This is a genomic window from Myroides sp. C4067, from assembly GCF_038039665.1.
Classification (GTDB): domain Bacteria; phylum Bacteroidota; class Bacteroidia; order Flavobacteriales; family Flavobacteriaceae; genus Flavobacterium; species Flavobacterium odoratimimum.
The window spans coordinates 1-2,062 of record NZ_JBBPHJ010000059.1 but is presented as its reverse complement, the minus strand read 5'-3'; the positions used below and the strand labels follow the sequence as shown (position 1 = coordinate 2,062).

The 2,062-nt window shown below is 36.4% G+C and carries 1 protein-coding gene; it reads left to right on the top strand.

The window, feature by feature from the left end; genetic code table 11:
• A partial coding sequence (locus tag AABL87_RS17655; RefSeq protein WP_341277694.1) for an MBG domain-containing protein occupies window positions 1-2,062 on the top strand: 2,062 nt, incomplete at both ends.

Genomic DNA, 2,062 nt, shown 5'->3' with positions numbered 1-2,062 from the left:
AGTGGTAGCTCTAACTATACGCCGATGCCTTATACCCTATCTGCTACACTATCAATTACTAAAAAACAAGTAGAACTACCATCCCTTGATAATGTATTCTTTGAACACAAAACAGAAACGTATACTGGTGAAGTAATTGCTATAGAAGCGACTAACCTTCCTAATAACGTAAGAGTTTCTTATGATAAGAACCAATATATTGACGCTGGTACATATCAAGTAGTAGCTTCATTCTACTTTAAAAATATCTTACTAGGAACTAAGTCAGCTACACTGACTATCGAGAAAGCACGTATCACGGGAGTCAAGTTTAGTAAAAAAGAAGTAACCTACGATGGTAAAGAACACGAACTGCTATTAGAAGGAGAACTACCTAAAGGAGTAATTGTTACCTATAAAAACAACAGAGCGACTAATGCAGGTACATATAAAGCTTCTGTAAAATTAGAAGGGGACAACTACATCACAAGCACCAGATCAAACGAGCTCATCATACTTCCTGCTGATATCACTCAACTAGTGGAGCTAAAAAGTGAGTCGTTTATATATGATGGCAAGCCGAAGTCACTAACCGTTACAGGAGAAGTTCCACAAGAACTAACACTTACCTATACTAATAATACACAGACAGCAATAGGGAATCACACGGTAACAGCAACACTAAGTGGTAGTAGTAATTATACACCAATACCTTATACCCTATCTGCTACACTATCAATTACACAAAAAGAGGAAGAGCTACCATCCCTTAATAGTGTAATATTTGAACACAAAACAGAAACATATACAGGAGAAGTAATCTCGATTGAAGCGACTAACCTTCCTAATCTAGTTACTGTAAAATACAACCTAAATGAGTACATCAACACAGGTACATATCAAGTAATAGCTTCTTTCTATTTCAAGGATATCTTACTAGGAACTAAGTCAGCTACACTAACTATCGAGAAAGCACGTATTACAGGAGTCAAGTTTAGTAAAAAAGAAGTAACCTACGATGGCAAAGAGCACGAACTTCTATTAGAAGGAGAACTACCTCTAGGCGTAACAGTTACTTATAAAAACAATATTCATAAGAATGCAGGTACTTATAAAGCTTCTGTAAAATTAGAAGGAGATAATTACATCACAAGTACCAGATCAAACGAGCTAATCATACTACCTGCTGATATCACTCAACTAGTAGAGCTAAAAAGTGAGTCATTTATATACGATGGTAAGTCGAAGTCACTAACCGTTACAGGAGAAGTTCCACAAGAACTAACGCTTACCTATACTAATAATACACAGACAGCAATAGGGAATCACACGGTAACAGCAACACTAAGTGGTAGTAGTAATTATACACCAATACCTTATACCCTGTCTGCGACTTTATCAATTACACAAAAAGAGGAAGAGCTACCATCCCTTAATAGTGTAATATTTGAACACAAAACAGAAACATATACAGGAGAAGTAATCTCGATTGAAGCAACGAACCTTCCTAACTTAGTTACTGTAAAGTACAACCAAAATGAGTACATCAATACTGGTGTTTACCAAGTCATAGCGTCATTCTACTTCAAGGACATTTTATTAGGAACTAAATCAGCTACACTGACTATCGAGAAAGCGCGTATCACGGGAGTAACATTTAGTAAAAAAGAAGTAACCTACGATGGTAAAGAACACGAGCTATTATTAGAAGGAGAACTACCTCTAGGTATAACCGCTACTTATAAAAATAATAAGGCTACTAACGCAGGTACATATAAAGCTTCCGTTACCTTAACAGGAGACAATTATATCACAAGTACCAGATCAAACGAGCTCATCATACTACCTGCTGATATAACTCAATTAGTGGAACTAAAAAGTGAGTCGTTTATATATGACGGTAAACCGAAGTCACTAGCTGTTACAGGTGAAATACCTCAAGAACTAACGCTTACTTATCAAAACAACAAACATACAGAAATAGGCAATTACACTGTCACAGCAACATTAAGTGGTGGCTCTAACTATACGCCGATGCCTTATACCCTATCTGCTACACTATCAATTACACAAAAAGAGGAAG